Origin of the sequence: Collinsella sp. AF14-35, from assembly GCF_003464565.1 — a bacterium.
GTDB lineage: Bacteria > Actinomycetota > Coriobacteriia > Coriobacteriales > Coriobacteriaceae > Collinsella.
Window position 1 is genome coordinate 87,748 of sequence record NZ_QRZD01000003.1, and the last position, 14,941, is coordinate 102,688.

Annotated in this window: 12 protein-coding genes; all 12 read left to right on the top strand. The window is 61.3% G+C overall.

Annotation, left to right across the window (positions count from 1 at the left end):
• The 12 genes from DWW12_RS01995 (at position 1) to DWW12_RS02050 (ending at position 14,936) form a co-directional block, all read left to right on the top strand.
• Positions 1–1,293 carry a MiaB/RimO family radical SAM methylthiotransferase gene (locus DWW12_RS01995; protein ID WP_117854734.1) on the top strand — a complete coding sequence of 431 codons (1,293 nt, stop codon included), beginning with the start codon at positions 1–3 and terminating at the stop codon, positions 1,291–1,293.
• Positions 1,274–2,260 (top strand): PhoH family protein, encoded by a 987-nt coding sequence (locus tag DWW12_RS02000; RefSeq protein ID WP_089573386.1) that lies wholly within the window; start codon positions 1,274–1,276, stop codon positions 2,258–2,260. Before DWW12_RS01995 ends, DWW12_RS02000 begins: the two co-directional genes overlap by 20 nt.
• The gene (ybeY, locus tag DWW12_RS02005) at positions 2,257–2,766 is read left to right on the top strand and encodes an rRNA maturation RNase YbeY (protein ID WP_089573385.1); all 510 of its coding nucleotides are present in this window, start codon (positions 2,257–2,259) and stop codon (positions 2,764–2,766) included. Before DWW12_RS02000 ends, ybeY begins: the two co-directional genes overlap by 4 nt.
• Positions 2,767–2,775: 9 nt before the next feature.
• On the top strand, positions 2,776–3,153 hold the full coding sequence (locus DWW12_RS02010; RefSeq protein ID WP_089573384.1) for a diacylglycerol kinase family protein: 378 nt from the start codon (positions 2,776–2,778) through the stop codon (positions 3,151–3,153).
• 12 nt (positions 3,154–3,165) lie between these two features.
• A complete protein-coding gene (gene era, locus DWW12_RS02015; protein ID WP_187362360.1) occupies positions 3,166–4,233 on the top strand; it encodes a GTPase Era in 1,068 nt (355 codons plus the stop codon).
• Between the two features lie 15 nt (positions 4,234–4,248).
• A complete protein-coding gene (gene recO, locus DWW12_RS02020) occupies positions 4,249–4,998 on the top strand; it encodes a DNA repair protein RecO (protein ID WP_089573383.1) in 750 nt (249 codons plus the stop codon).
• A 138-nt stretch (positions 4,999–5,136) separates the two neighbouring features.
• On the top strand, positions 5,137–5,415 hold the full coding sequence (gene rpsO / locus DWW12_RS02025) for a 30S ribosomal protein S15 (RefSeq protein ID WP_035138510.1): 279 nt from the start codon (positions 5,137–5,139) through the stop codon (positions 5,413–5,415).
• 150 nt (positions 5,416–5,565) lie between these two features.
• The gene (locus DWW12_RS02030; protein ID WP_089573382.1) at positions 5,566–7,812 is read left to right on the top strand and encodes a polyribonucleotide nucleotidyltransferase; all 2,247 of its coding nucleotides are present in this window, start codon (positions 5,566–5,568) and stop codon (positions 7,810–7,812) included.
• A gap of 639 nt (positions 7,813–8,451) precedes the next feature.
• Entirely contained in the window at positions 8,452–10,122 is a 1,671-nt protein-coding gene (locus DWW12_RS02035) for a ribonuclease J (protein WP_089573381.1), read from the top strand.
• Between the two features lies 1 nt (position 10,123).
• Positions 10,124–12,901 carry a DNA translocase FtsK gene (locus DWW12_RS02040; RefSeq protein ID WP_233502848.1) on the top strand — a complete coding sequence of 926 codons (2,778 nt, stop codon included), beginning with the start codon at positions 10,124–10,126 and terminating at the stop codon, positions 12,899–12,901.
• A complete protein-coding gene (locus DWW12_RS02045; RefSeq protein ID WP_117635245.1) occupies positions 12,901–14,412 on the top strand; it encodes a RodZ family helix-turn-helix domain-containing protein in 1,512 nt (503 codons plus the stop codon). Before DWW12_RS02040 ends, DWW12_RS02045 begins: the two co-directional genes overlap by 1 nt.
• Positions 14,413–14,438: 26 nt before the next feature.
• Positions 14,439–14,936: a YajQ family cyclic di-GMP-binding protein gene (locus tag DWW12_RS02050; protein WP_022094699.1), complete on the top strand. Its 498-nt coding sequence runs from the start codon at positions 14,439–14,441 to the stop codon at positions 14,934–14,936.
• Positions 14,937–14,941: the final 5 nt, after the last annotated feature.

Consider the following 14,941-nt stretch of genomic DNA (forward strand, 5'->3'; position numbering starts at 1 on the left):
GTGCTCGCACCCCATATTTCCGTCGTCAACCTCGGCTGCCGTGTCAACCGGGTTGAGTCTGACCGTATCACTGCCGATCTTATGCGCCTGGGTTTTGCTATGGTGGAGCCCCAGGATGCCGACCTGATCGTCATTAACACCTGTGCCGTTACGGGCGAGGCCGAGGCCAAGACCCGTAAGGCCGTTCGTCATGCGCTGGCCTATCCGGGCGAGCCTTACGTGGTCGTAACCGGCTGCGTCGTCAACCTGCATCCCGAGGAGCTGCTGGAGCTCTCTGATCGCGTGATCGCCGAGCCGTCCAAGATTGACGTCGCCGAGCGCGTCTGCGAGGTGCTGGGTGTTGAATCCGATAGCGTGCCCGCCTGTAGCGATGGCGACGTGGTCGATGCGCTCGGTCGCTCTCGCCCGGGCGTGAAGATTCAGGACGGCTGCAACCATCGCTGCACCTATTGCATTGTGTGGAAGGCACGCGGCCCCGAGCGCTCCGTGCCCGTCGAGTCCGTGCTCGAGCAAGTTCGCGAGGCCCAGGAGGCCGGCGTGCCCGAGGTGGTGCTGACCGGTGTGAACCTGGGTGCCTACGATGGCAAGAGCGCGACCGACGAGCATGTCGAAATCGATGAGCTGCTCGAGGCCATCATGGAGCGCACGTCTATTCCGCATGTGCGCATTTCCTCGGTCGAGCCCATGGATATCTCTGAGCGCCTGCTTAAGGTTATGGCGCGCTATCCGCAGCGTATCGCCCCGTTTTTGCACCTGCCCGTGCAGTCCGGCTGCACGGCGACCTTGCATCGCATGGGCCGTCCCTATAGCGCCGAGGCGTTTGAGGATACGGTGCGCATGATTCGCGCCAACTTGCCTCAGGCGTCCCTTTCGTGCGACGTCATCGTCGGTTTTCCCGGTGAGACGGATGAGGAGTTCGAGGAGTCGCTGGCGCTATGCCGTCGCGTGGGCTTTTCGCGCATGCATGTGTTCCGCTACAGTAAGCGTCCCGGCACACTTGCCGCCGATATGCCCGACCAGGTACCGCCAGAGGTTATGGCTGAGCGCAGCCGCCGTATGCGGGCCGCGGCGCAGGAACTCGCCATCGCCGATGCTCGTCGTCGCGTGGGAACCGTTGAGCGCGCCGTGCTCGAGTATGGTGACAACCTGACGCTCGGCTCGTTCCATCATGCCCGTCTTGACGATACCTGTGGACTTACAGCCCCGTGCCTGCTCGATGTTGCTATCATCGAAGTCGATGATTCCGGCTTGGTCCATGCGCGCAGGGAGGTTCATGGAAGCCTCGAAGATTAGACTTACCGTTCCCGAGGGGATTGATCCCTCGCGCGTTTTGGGCGCCGGCGACGGCGTCCTTCGTGCGCTCGAGAGCTTGGTTCGCGCCCACGTGGTCGCCCGTGGCGACAGTATCGCCGTGAGCGGTGACCCGGATGAGGTCGAGCTCGTGGTGCGCTTTTTTGAGCATGCTTTTCGCGAGGCGGCTGCCGGACGCACGCTGTCTGCCGACGATGTCTCGCGTTGCTTGGCTGTCCTGCGCGATGGAGAGCATGATGCCTCGTCGCTGCGCGATGACGTGCTGCTGTCGTATCGCGGCCGCGTTATTCGTCCCAAGACGCTCGGCCAAAAACGCTATGTCGACGCCATCCGCTCGCATACCATCACGTTTGGCCTGGGTCCCGCCGGTACCGGTAAGACCTATCTGGCCATGGCGCTCGCCGTTGCCGCGCTCAAGCGTCACGAGGTGGGTCGCCTAATCTTGACGCGCCCGGTTGTCGAGGCGGGGGAGAACCTGGGCTTTTTGCCCGGTACCCTCGAGGAAAAGATCGATCCGTACATGCGCCCGCTCTACGACGCCCTTTTTGACATGATGGATCGCGAGCGCACCGATGAGCTTATGGAACGTGGCGTGATCGAGATCGCCCCGCTCGCCTACATGCGCGGCCGTACGCTGAGCGATGCGTTCGTGGTGCTCGATGAGGCACAAAACACGACGCCCGAGCAGATGAAGATGTTCCTGACGCGCCTGGGCTTCAACTCCAAGTTCGTGATTACCGGCGACTTGAGTCAGCGCGACCTGGTGGGTCGTCGTGGCGGCTTGGCGGATGTCGAGAAGATTTTGGGCCGTGTCGACGATGTGGCATTTTCTCACCTCGAGCGTGCCGACGTGGTGCGTCATGCCCTGGTGGGTCGTATCGTCGAGGCATATGATGCTTATGATGACGTGCGTGAGCAGCGTTCGCGCGACCGAAAGGAGTCCCGTTGAGTGTATTGATCAGCAACGATGCCGAGCTCGATATGCTGCTCGACGCGCAAGAGGTGGAGCACATCTGCGAGGTCGTGCTTGCCGCCGAGGGCGTTGAGCGTGAAGTTGAGATTTCCCTTTCGTATGTCGACGAGGACGAGATGCACGAGCTCAACCACGAGTGGCGCGGTATCGACCGCACCACCGATGTGCTCTCGTTTGAGTGCGATTCGGCCTTTGACGATGACATTCCCGCCGATGAGACGCTCGAGCTCGGCGATATTATCTTGGCCCCGCAGGTTATTGCCCGTCAGGCCCCCGGTTTTGGCAATAGTCCCGCTGATGAGTGCCGTCTGATGCTCGTACACGGAATGCTGCACCTGCTGGGCTATGACCACATCGAGGACGACGAGGCCGAGGTCATGGAGGCCCGCGAGGACGCCATCCTGCGCGATCTGGCGCTCGAGCGCGGCGAGGACCCCAAGCTAGTCCACGTCGGCCCCATCACCAACCATGCCCACGACTAGGAGCCGTCTATGATTCCCGGATCGAACAAGGACCATCCGTCCTTTTTAAAGTCGTTCTCCTACGCCATGGAGGGCTTCGTCAGCGCCGTCAAGACCGAGCGCAACATTAAGGTTATGCTCGTAGCGGGCGTGTGCACCGTCATTGCCGGCTGCATCGTGGGGCTCGACATTGCCGAGTGGGCCACGATTATCATCTGTTGTGGCCTGGTGATTCACGGCGAGCTGTGCAACACCGCTATGGAGGCTATCGTCGACCTAGCGACCCAGGAGCTCCATCCGCTGGCCAAGCGTGCGAAGGACATCGCCGCCGCCTCGGTATACGTTCTTTCCATCACCGCCGCGATTGTGGGCGTGCTGGTATTTGCCCACGCGCTCGGCTTTATTTAGAAAGGGATTCCCATGTCCGACAATATGCAGTCTACCGATGAGATTTTGGACGACGAGTCCCCGGATGCTAAGGCGACCGAGGCCTATGAGGAAGTCGAGGAGTTCGACCCGTTTGAGGGCATGAGCGACGAGGAGCTCGACGCCCTGTGCGATGAGGACGACAGCCTCGCGGGCTTTGGCGACGTTGAGCCCGGTTTCCGCAGTGGCTTCGTGGCCTTGGTCGGCCGCCCCAACGCCGGTAAGTCAACGCTGCTCAACGCCTGCTATGGCAAAAAGGTCGCCATCACCTCGCCGGTGGCCCAGACGACCCGCCGCCGCATGCGCGCCGTCGTCAACCGCCCCGGCTACCAGCTGGTCTTTGTCGATACCCCGGGTATCCACAAGCCCAAGGACGGTCTAGGGTCCGAGCTGAACAAGAGCGCGCTGTTCGAGCTGAACGATGTCGATGTTGTCGCGTTTTTGATTGATGCCACCAAACCGATCGGCAGGGGAGACGCCTGGGTTGCCGAGCGTGTCAAGAATGCCCGTTCCAAGAAGGTCCTGGTGCTCACCAAGGCCGATGAAGCCGACCCCGCACAGGTCATGGAGCAGCTTAAGGCCGCCCACGAGCTTATGGAATATGACGACGAGATCGTGACGTCGTCGGTCAAGAACTTTAACGTCGATGCCTTCATCGAGACCGTTGCGCACTTTTTGCCCGAGGGTCCGCGTTGGTTCCCCGAGGACATGGGTACCGACGCTTCCGACGAGACGCTCGTTGCCGAGTTTGTGCGCGAAAAGGTCTTGCGCCGCACCCGTGATGAGATTCCGCACTCCGTTGGCGTTATTTGCGATGCGCTCGAGCAGACCAAGAAGGTGCTGCGTGTGCACGCCACCATTTATGTCGAGCGTGAGGGCCAAAAGGGCATCATCATCGGCAAGGGCGGCGAGATGATCAAGCATATCGGTATCGACGCCCGTCGCGATCTTGAGCGCATCTTTGGCACGCAGGTCTTTTTGGAGTTGGACGTGAAGGTCAAGGCCGGTTGGCGCGACGACGAGGCTCAGATTCGCCGTTTTGGCTACAACGCCGAGGATTAGGGACACGCGGCGCGTATGGCAGGTTCTCGTACATATCGCACGAAAGTGCTCGTGCTCGATAAGACGAAGCTCAAAGAGACGGACCTGATCCTGACGATGCTTGACGAGCGGGGTCGGCAGGTTCGTGCCGTGGCAAAGGGCGCCCGCAAACCCGGCGGACGCCTGGCTGCGCGCTGCGAGATGTTCTGTACCGTTGATCTGCTGCTTGCGCATGGACGGTCGCTCGACGTGGTTTCTCAGGCCGAGCTTTTGGAAGCGCCGGTTGGCGCCGCGCCCGATTACGAGACGACCTGCGCCGCAAGCGCGATTGCCGAGGTCGCGCGCGTGTGCTCATTCGAGGACGCCGAGGACCCGTTTACCTTTGCCATCACGCAGCGGGCGCTCACGCTTGTCGGCTGTGGGCTCGACTCGGCACATATGGACCTGCTCGTGGCGGCCTTTGTCTTTAAACTTCTGTCGCACGTGGGCTATCGACCCGATTTTTCGGCCTGCGTGCTGTGCGGAGACCCCATGCTGTCGTACTTTTCGCCCCAGGCGGGCGGGCTCATGTGCGGTTCGTGCGCGTCGAGCGTTCCGGGTGCCGAGCTGGTTTCGACCGGTGAGGTCGAGTGGCTGCGCGCCCTCATGTCCATGACCTTCGATGCACTCATGGTCGAGCGAATCGACCCGCATACGGCGGCGTTCTTGCTCGGGCTTTCGCATGTGTGGGCTGCGACGCACACCGACCAGCGCCTCCGTGCGATGGAATTCATGTTGGGTCGGTGATGATGCGCATGGGCGGTCTGCTTGTGGTAACATACCGACCTGTTGGTACCTCGACCTTGGATGCTCGCTCCACCGACGGCTTCCCAGTCCGAGGCGAATAGTGTCGCCCGCGGGCGACAAGAAACGAAAGGTGAAACAATGACTGTTTCCAAAGAGCGCAAGGCTGAGCTGACTGCCCAGTTCGGTAACACCCCGGTCGACACCGGCAACCCCAAGGTTCAGGTCGCCATCCTGTCCGAGCGCATCAAGGAGCTGACCGAGCACATGAAGTCCCACCAGAAGGACTTCCACACCCGTCGTGGCCTGCTCATGCTCGTCGGCCGTCGTCGTCGTCTTCTCTCCTACATCAAGAAGAACGACATCGTCGAGTACCGTGAGCTCATCAAGGCTCTGGGCATCCGCGACAACATCCAGTAAGGATTTGTACATGCTAAGAGCGTCCTGCGCAGCGGGGCGCTCTTTTTGTGTAAGGGCGCGAACAATCACGCTCTGAAGCGTGGCGGGGGCAGGGGGCCCGCGTCACATGAGAAGCCCACAGGCAAGGGGCCTGTGGGGTAAAGGAGAACAATGACACTCGTATCCAAGACCTTTGAGCTGTACGGCAAGACCTACACCTTTGAGTCCGGCGAGCTTGCCAAGCAGGCCACCGGCGCCTGCCTGGTCAAGCAGGGCGACACCACGATGCTCGACACCGTGGTTGTCTCCAAGGAGCGCAAGAACTACGACTTCTTCCCGCTGACCGTCGACTTCAACGAGAAGATGTACGCAGCCGGCCGCATCCCGGGTGGTTACCTCAAGCGTGAGGGCCGTCCCAGCGAGAAGGCCACGCTCACCGCGCGCATGATTGACCGTCCGATTCGCCCGAGCTTCCCGGACGGCTTCCGCAACGAGGTGCACATTGTCGCCACCTCGCTCGTCGCCGACCAGGTCAACCCCTTCGACGTCATCAACGTCATGGGTGCCTCCCTGGCCATGACGCTCGGCGGCGTGCCCTTCGAGGGCCCGCTTGCCTGCGTGCGCATCGGCCGCAACGTGGAGACCGGCGAGTTTATCGTCAACCCCACCTATGAGGAGCGCGAGAACTCCGATCTGGACCTGGAGCTGGGTGGCTCCGCCGACTTCATCTCGATGGTCGAGGCCGGCGCCGAGGAGATCTCCGAGGACGACATGCTCGCCGCCATGAAGTTTGGCCAGGAGGCCCTTGCTGCCTTCTGCCAGGCTCAGGACGAGTTTGTCGCCGAGTGGGAGCAGGTCAACGGCGCCATCGTCAAGAAGGAGTACCCGCTCGACCAGCCCGTCGAGGAGGTCCAGGAGCGCATCTTCGCCCACTACGACGAGATGGCAGCCGCCCTTCGCGACGCCGACAAGCTCTCCCGTATCGGCAAGGTCGAGGCTCTGAAGGAGTCCATCCGTGCCGAGTTCACCGAGGAGGAGCAGGCCGCTTGGGAGCGCGAGATCCCCGTGGCGCTCAAGAAGCTCGAGAAGAAGGCTATGCGCACCATGGTCGTCGAGACCGGTGAGCGCGTTGACGGTCGTGCCGCCGATGAGATCCGTCCCATCATGGTGAAGGACAACTACCTGCCGCTCGTTCACGGCTCCGGCCTGTTCCAGCGCGGCCAGACGCAGGTGCTCTCCGTCCTGTCGCTCGGCATGCTCAACGAGGGCCAGCGTCTGGATACCATCGAGCCCACCGAGGGCAAGCGCTACATGCACCACTACAACTTCCCGCCGTTCTGCACCGGCGAGACCGGCCGTATGGGCAGCCCCAAGCGCCGCGAGATCGGCCATGGCAACCTGGCCGAGCGCGCCCTGCTTCCGGTGCTCCCCGACGAGAACGAGTTCCCCTACGCGATCCGCGTCGTCTCCGAGGTCATGGAGTCCAACGGCTCCTCTTCGATGGCTTCGACCTGCGGCTCTACGCTCGCCCTTATGGACGGCGGCGTGCCCATTAAACGCCCGGTCTCCGGTATCGCCATGGGCCTGATCCAGGAGGAGGGCAAGACCGTGGTCCTGTCCGATATCCAGGGTCTCGAGGACTTCCTGGGCGACATGGACTTTAAGGTCACCGGCACCACCGAGGGCATTACCGCTCTGCAGATGGACAATAAGGCCACTGGCCTTACCTTCGACATTCTGGCCCGCGCTCTGCAGCAGGCCAAGGAGGGTCGCGCCTTCATCCTGCAGAAGATGCTCGATGTGATCCCCGAGCCGCGTCATACCACGCGCAGCACCGCTCCGCGCATCGTCTCCATCCAGGTTCCGACCGATAAGATCCGCGACGTCATCGGTTCTGGCGGTAAGGTCATCCGCGGCATCCAGGACGAGACCGGCGCTTCGGTTGACATCCAGGAGGATGGCACCGTCTTTGTCGGTGGCACCGGCGAGTCCGTCGACCAGGCCGTCGAGCGCATCAAGCTCATCATCAAGGTTCCCGAGCCGGGTGAGGAGTACACCGGTCGCGTTGTCTCCATCCAGCCCTTCGGCGCCTTTGTCAACCTGCTGCCCGGTAAGGACGGCCTGCTGCACATCTCCCGCGTTGCCAAGGGCCGCGTGGAGAAGGTCGAGGATGTCCTCAACGTGGGCGACGAGGTCAAGGTCGTCGTCATCGAGGTCGATGATCGCGGCAAGATCTCGCTCGATCGTCTTGACAAGCCTGAGGCTCCGGCTCGCGCCGAGGGTTCCTCCGAGGGCGACGGCGAGCACTTCCAGCGCCGTGAGCGTCCGCGTCGCGAGCGCTCCGAGCGCAGCGACCGTCCGCGCCGTCCCGGCGACAACGGAGGCCGCAAGCCCCGCCGTCACCACGACGCCGAGTAACAGCCGTACATAAGCAGCTCATGCAAGGGCGACTCCTAAGGGGTCGCCCTTTTGTTTGCGCCCGGGAGGGCCGCATATGAAGTTTCCTGCTCTACAGTCCTGCGCAAGACGGAAAGCACATTAAGTGCTTTCCTTTGCGTGCGGAACTCGCGATAAACTTCATATGCGCCCCTCCCGGTCGCAAGCAAAAGGGCTGGTTAGTGCCGCTCGCTATTTAGCTAGACAGTCTATTCAGTAGTCAGATTTCAGATCTGTAGATAGCCGCAGCAGCATCTTCCCAGATAAAACCGACCAAAACAAACCTGTCCCTTTTTGGCAGGTTTCCCGTGGGGCGGGCGCTGATGAAGTTTATCGCGAGTTCCGCACGAACAGGAGGCCACTTAATGTGGCCTCCGTCGTGAGCAGGACTGTAGAGCAGGAAACTTCATCAGCGCCCGCCCCACGGGAAACCGGCGGGATAGACCAGTTCAGATGGGGCTTTGATGCATGGGTGGTCTGTTGTTGTGCAAATGGGTATCATACTGTGGTTATTGCATCGACTCTGCGATGCATATTTGTACGTTCCCGGCGGTCGGTTTGCCAGAAGCGCCCCGTCGGTTGTTCCAGACCCGTTTCGAAGAAAGGAAACCACACTTACCTATGGCAGCTAAAAAATCATCTCCCTTGAAGATCATCCCGCTTGGCGGCCTTGACGGCATCGGCAAGAACATGACGGTCTTCGAGTGCGGCGACGACATGGTGCTCGTCGACGCTGGCCTCATGTTCCCGGATGACTCCCAGCCCGGTATCGACCTGGTGCTTCCCGACTACACCTATGTTCTTGAGAACGAGGAGAAGCTCCGCGGCATCATCGTCACCCACGGCCACGAGGACCACACCGGTTCGCTTCCGTATCTGCTGCAGGACCTCAACAATAAGGTGCCCATCTTCTCGAGCAAGCTGACGCTCGGCTTTATCGAGGGCAAGCTCTCCGAGTTCCGCATCCGCGCACCCAAGTTCCGTGAGGTCAAGGGCGGCAGCCATGTCAACCTCGGCGGCATCTCGCTCGACTTCTTCTCGATGACGCACTCCATCCCCGGCGCTCTGGGCGTGTTCATTCGCACCAACCAGGGCACCGTTATGCACACCGGCGACTTTAAGCTCGACCAGACGCCCATCGACGGCGTCACGCCCGACTATGCCGCTATCAGCCGCTTTGCCAAGCAGGGCATCGACCTGCTGCTTTCCGACTCCACCAATGCCACGGTTCCCGGCTTTACCAAGTCCGAGGCCGAGGTTGGTCCCAACCTGCTGCACGCCATCAAGAACGCCCCGGGTCGCGTGTTCGTCGCATCGTTCTCGAGCCACATCCATCGTTTGCAGCAGATCTGCGATGCCGCCCGCAAGTGCGGCCGTAAGGTCGTTGTGACCGGTCGCTCCATGCTCACGAACACCCGCGTGGCGCGCGAGCTCGGTTATCTCAACATCGATGATGCCGATATCATCGATGCCTTCGATATTGATAACCTGCCTGACGACAAGATCGTCGTCATGTGCACTGGTTCGCAGGGCGAGCCGCTGTCGGCCCTGTCCCGCATGGCCAATGGCGAGCACAAGACGCTCTCCATTCACGAGGGCGATACCGTTATCCTCTCGGCAACTCCTGTTCCCGGCAATGAGAAAGCCGTCCAGCAGGTCGTCAACAGCCTGGCCAAGCTCGGCTGCGACGTGTGGGATAAGAACCGCGCTCTCGTCCACGTCTCCGGTCACGGTAGCCAGGAGGAGCTCAAGCTCCTGATGGCCATGGCCAAGCCCACGTACTTTATGCCGGTTCACGGTGAGGCCGTGCATCTACGCGCCCATGCCCAGCTGGCCCGTAAGATGGGTCTCAAGGACGATCATATCTTTATCCTCGATAACGGCGACACGCTCGAGATGCGCGGCGGTATCGTCAAACGCGGTACGCCCGTCGAGTCCGGCGTCGTCTATGTCGACGGCCTGCGCATCGGCGATACCGACCCCATCGTCCTACGCGATCGCCAGAAGCTCGCCAACGACGGTATGGTCACGGCCGTTGCCATCGTCTCGCTCAAGCACAAGAAGATCGAGGCCATCGAGTTCTCGGGCCGCGGTGTCTCGTTTGCCATCGACGACCAGTTCTCCGAGGATGCCTCCGCATCCATCATGAAGACGATCGAGAAGGGCAAGTTCAGCTTTACCAGCAGCGGCTCCGATGCCATTCGCAAGGCCGTGCGCGATTCGCTCTCCAACTTTATATGGAGCCGTACGCGCACCCGTCCGATGATCATTCCGGTCGTCATGGAGGTTTAGTTTGGCGCGCGGATCTGCACAAAACGCCAAGGGCAATAAAGCCAACAACCAGCCGGCATCTGCTAAGGGTGCCGGTTCCCATCTGCGTGCCAATAAGGGCCACGAGGCCGAGTTCGATGAGTTCGAGCCTCTGGTCGAGCCCTCGGCCAATCGCGATATCGCCGGCGTGGTCATCGCCGTTTTGGCGATTGCGTCCTTCATTGCCGTGATTTCCCCGGCAACGGCGCCCGTGACGGCCGCTGTTGCCGGTTTCTACCACCTGGGCTTTGGTCTGGGCGCCTACGTGCTGCCGATTGTCATCCTGCTGTTTGCCGCCACGCTCTTTTTGGGCGAGGACTCGCCGCTCAACGTCCGTTCGGTCGCTGGCGGTGCCGTGGTCTTTGTGGCCATTGTCTCCATCCTGTCGCTGATGGTGCCGGGCACGAGCGATTCGTGCGACCTCATGTTCACGCCGCAAAACCTTTCCACCTCGGGCGGCTACATTGGCGCCTTTATCGCCAGTGCCTTGCAAAACGCCCTGGGTAAACCCATCGCCATGGTAGTCCTGCTGGGGCTTGTCGTTGTGGGCCTGGTTATCATTGGATTTTCGGTGGGCGGCGTGCTGCGCTCTGCCCGCGATCGCGCTGCCGATTTTGCCGAGCGTCGACGTGCCGATGTCAATGCGAGCCCGTGGGGCGATGAAGAGGCCCTGTCGGTTCCCGGCGTCGCCCGTCCGCACCTGAGCATTCTGCGCCAGAAGGGGACTGACGCCGCGGTGACCACGGTCATGGGTGGCGATGTCGACCCGGTTTTGGATGATGACGAGGACGATGACCCGTTTGTCGACGTATCCGAGTCGGTTGAAGCCGAGCGAGCCAAGACCACGCTGTTGCCGCGCCGCCATGCCAAGAAGGGCAAGGTTGCGCCTAAGCTCAATACGAGTGAACCCGACCCGTCTTGGTCCGATAGCGAGATTGAGCTCACCGAGGGCGATGACGAGGACGATGAGGCTCCGATTGAGACCGCAAAGACAACTTTGCTGCCGCGTCGCCATGCAAAGCGCGGCCAGGTAACCGGCCAGCTTTCGATGGAAGACGACCCCGATAAGATCGACGAGTCCGAGCCGCCGTTTGCCGTGAATCCCGTCTCGGCCGCACCTCAGATTCCCGACTTCCTGAAGCATCCCAAGGTTGCCGATGCGCCTGCCACGAGTGCTATCGAATCGGCTGCGGCTCGTGATGGGGGAGTGGACGACGGCGCCGCAGATAACGAGGGCGAAGAAGAGGACGGCCTCAAGCTTCCGCCGCTCGAAATCCTGCATGCCAACCCGCAGTCGGCTTCCGCCGCGTCTTCGGACAAGGAGCTGGAGCAGACCGCTGAGTCACTGCAATCCACCTTGCTTGAGTTTGGCCGCAGTGCCCGCGTGGTCGGCTGGATCGCCGGCCCCACGGTGACGACCTTTAAACTGCAGCCCGGTGAGGGCGAGCGTGTGAGCAAAATCTCGAGCCTCGAGGACGATATCGCGCTTTCGCTCGCTGCCCAGTCGGTGCGTATCTTTGCCCCGATCCCCGGCACCTCGCTCGTGGGCATCGAGATTCCCAACCGCAAGCGCCAGAACGTCAATCTGGGCGACGTGCTGCCCTATGTGAAGGGCGGTCCGCTCGAGCTCGCCATCGGCCGCGACGCTGAGGGCACGCCGGTTGTCGCCGACCTCGCCAAGATGCCTCACCTGTTGATTGCCGGTACGACCGGTTCTGGTAAGTCGGTGATGATCAATTCCATCATCACGACCTTGCTCATGCGCGCCCTTCCCGAGGACGTTCGCCTGATCATGGTTGACCCCAAGCGCGTCGAGCTTGCGGGCTATAACGGCCTGCCGCATCTCTATGTGCCCGTGGTGACCGAGCCCAAGCAAGCCGCGAGCGCTCTGCAATGGGCCGTGTCCGAGATGGAGCGTCGCCTGAAGGTCTTCGAGCGTCTCAACGTGCGTAAGATCTCGACCTACAATGAAAAGCAGGCCGCCGGCGAGTTTGAGCATTACGACAACCCGCCGCAAAAGATGCCCTACCTGGTCATCATCATCGACGAGCTCTCTGACCTGATGATGGTCGCCGGTAAGGATGTCGAGGCCTCGATCGTGCGTATTGCACAGCTGGGCCGTGCCGCCGGTATTCACCTTATCGTTGCCACGCAGCGCCCCAGCTCCAACGTGGTGACGGGCCTCATCAAGGCCAACATCACCAACCGCATCGCCTTTAACGTCGCCACGGGCATCGACTCGCGCGTCATCATCGACCAGATGGGTGCCGAGAAGCTCACCGGTTTGGGCGACATGCTGTTCTCCAAGGTCGACTGGGGCAAGCCCCGCCGTATCCAGGGCTGCTTTGTCTCGGACGACGAAATCAACGAGATTGTCGAGTTCGTCAAGTCGCAAAGCGAGCCCGACTACCACGAGGAGATTCTGTCCGCCGTGGCGCCCGCTTCCATGTCCATGGCGGGTGGCGGCGGCATTGTCCGCACCGGAGTCGCCGAGCCGCAAGACGATGATCCGCTCATCTGGGAAGCCGCCCATATTGTGGTGGAATCGCAGCTGGGCTCCACATCTGGCCTGCAACGTCGTCTGAAGGTTGGCTATGCGCGCGCCGGGCGTATTATGGACATGCTGGAAGAAAAGGGTGTCGTCGGCCCGCCCGACGGTTCCAAGCCGCGCGAGGTCCTGTTGGACGAGGAGGGGCTTGCCGCGCTGGAATCTGTCGACGCCGAGATGGCACGTGAAGATCGTGAGTTTGGAGGATTCTGATGGCTGCACGCTTTGGTGACATGCTGCTCGAGCAGCGTCGCCGAATGGGCCTTTCCATTCAGCAGGTCGCCAACACCATCAAAATCAGGCCGCAGATCATCGAGTTTTTCGAGACCGGTAACTTTGCTTCGATGCCGCCGCGCGGCTATGCGCAGGGCATGATTTCGAGCTATGCTCGCTTTTTGGGCCTCAATCCACGCGAGGTCGTCAATGCCTACTTTGACGAGCTGATGGCATATGAGCGCGAGACGTCGCAGCAGGGCGGTCGTTTCCAGGACGCCGCCGGCTATGTCAATTCGCGTTCCTCGGTGGATAATGGGCGCTTCCTGATGGTTCAGGGTGGTCGTTCGACGCGTTATGGTCAGCGTCCGCAGCAGGCTGGCTATATTACCGAGACGGGGTCCAGTGAGGAAATCCGTTCTCAGCGCGATCGTTTCCGCAGCACGCCTATGCCCGACGATCGTGCGCTTCCCGCTGCCCGCGGTGTGGTGCGCGATCCCCGTGTCGGCTACGGAGATGGCGGCTATTCCGATCGTGGCTACCGTGGTGTCTCTGCCGGTCGTGCTCTCGGCGGCTATGCGGACGCCGATGCCACGCAGGTGACGCCGCGTCTTCGCTCTCAATCACAGCCGTATGGCCAGCGCTCTTCGGCTCCGCGTGCGGGCCAGCGTGGCTATCAAGGCCGCGGTGAACTTGCGCCCCGCTCGGGTCAGCGCAGCCTTCAGGGCCAGGGTGGCTATCTCGGCCGTTCCGACAGCAATCGTGGTCGTATGCCTCAGGGAGGCGGCTGCAGCAGTTCCAGTCGTGGACGCGGCGGTTCCCGTACTCCTCAAAACAACGGTCTCGATCCGCGTATCGTCTACGCCGGCATCGGTGCCGTGGCGTTGCTGCTGATCGTGCTCATCGTGGTACTTCTGCGCGGCTGCGCATCTTCGACGCCCGAGACCACGCCCGAGACGCCCACTGCTACCAAGACGACGCCCAAGAAGTCTTCTAAGAAGACCGAAACGGTCGACGAGGACGAAGACACCGATGAGGCGACGGATGAGTCGACCGATTCGGACGCCACCAAGACGACGGCTAAAAAGGAAGAAAACGAGGTAACGAAGGTCAAGGTCTCCGTTGCCAAGGGAAAGACCGCCTGGATTGAGGTCAAGGTCGATGGCAAGTCGGTCTATGGCGCCCAGGCGACTGGCCCCTTTGAGCAGGAGTACACGCCTGAGTCCTCGATCGAGATCACCACGTCCAAGCCTTCCGATGTCACCGTTACCAAGAACGGCGAAAAGGTCCGTTACGATACCAAGACCTCGGGCGTGGCGCGTGTGACGATCACCGTTCCCAAGAAGGAGACGACTGGTTCCGAGAATGGTGAAAGTTCTGATGGTACCGACACCACCGATGGTACCGACACCACCGACGGCACCGATGCCCAGTCCACGGATGGCGCCGATACCGCAACTGACGGCCAGACGTCCACCGATTCTACCGACTATTCGTACGATAGCTACTAAGTCGCTCGTACGCGAAAGGAAACATCATGGCTAAAGATTCCAGCTTCGACGTCGTGTCCGAGGTCAACATGCAAGAGGTCGACAACGCCTTCCAGCAAACCACGCGCGAGATTTCCCAGCGCTATGACCTGAAGGATTCCGGCGCCACGATCGAGCTTTCGAAGGGCGACAAGCTCTTTACGATCAACGCCCCGGCCGACTTTGTCTCCAAGCAGATTATCGACGTGCTGAGCTCCAAGCTCATCAAGCGCGGCATCGACCTCAAGGCTGTCTCGTGGGATGCTCCGCAGGCGGCATCGGGCGGCACCGTGCGCGTGCTCGGCCATATCGTCGAGGGTATCGACCAGGCGACCGCTAAGAAGATCAACAAGGACATCAAGGACCAAAAGCTCAAGGTCAAGGTGACTATCGAGGCCGACAAGCTGCGTGTTTCCTCTGCTTCGAAGGACGCGTTGCAGACCGTGATCCAGTTCCTGCGCGACCAGGACTACGGCCAGCCGCTGCAGTTCACCAACTACCGCTAATATCA